The sequence below is a fragment of the Lacrimispora sp. 210928-DFI.3.58 genome, from assembly GCF_020554865.1.
Classification (GTDB): Bacteria; Bacillota; Clostridia; order Lachnospirales; family Lachnospiraceae; genus Enterocloster.
In genome coordinates, this window is record NZ_JAJCIC010000115.1 from 1 (window position 1) to 367 (window position 367).

1 protein-coding gene is annotated in these 367 nt (G+C 41.1%); it reads left to right on the forward strand.

What is annotated here, in order from left to right; translation table 11 throughout:
* The coding region (locus LIZ87_RS22175; RefSeq protein ID WP_227149236.1) for a hypothetical protein at positions 1-194 on the forward strand (194 nt) is incomplete at its 5' end.
* Between the last annotated feature and the right edge of the window lie 173 nt (positions 195-367).

Consider the following 367-nt stretch of genomic DNA (forward strand, 5'->3'; position numbering starts at 1 on the left):
CGATTGAACAAAATCGCTGCGCGATGGCCTGCCGGGGCTGTAGCACAGTTTTACTTTTCTTATCAAAAAGCAGTGGAAATTCTTTCTGTAATTCGGTATTGTTAAGTTACCACACGAAACAACTGAACCAAGAAAGTTCCACTGCCTATGAAAAGAATAGCATTTCCCAGCATTTTTCGCAACCTGAATTATAACGCGAATGCGCCTCCAAATAGGTATCTGTAATCATCACCATTAACTTATTTTGGAGGTTTTATTATGCATGAAAATATTTTTGAATCCATCCGCCAAGCTGCCCAAAAGCGTAACCTTAGAGAGCAGACCATTAATCTTTACTGCCGCGATGCCAGCTATTTCCTGCGCTACA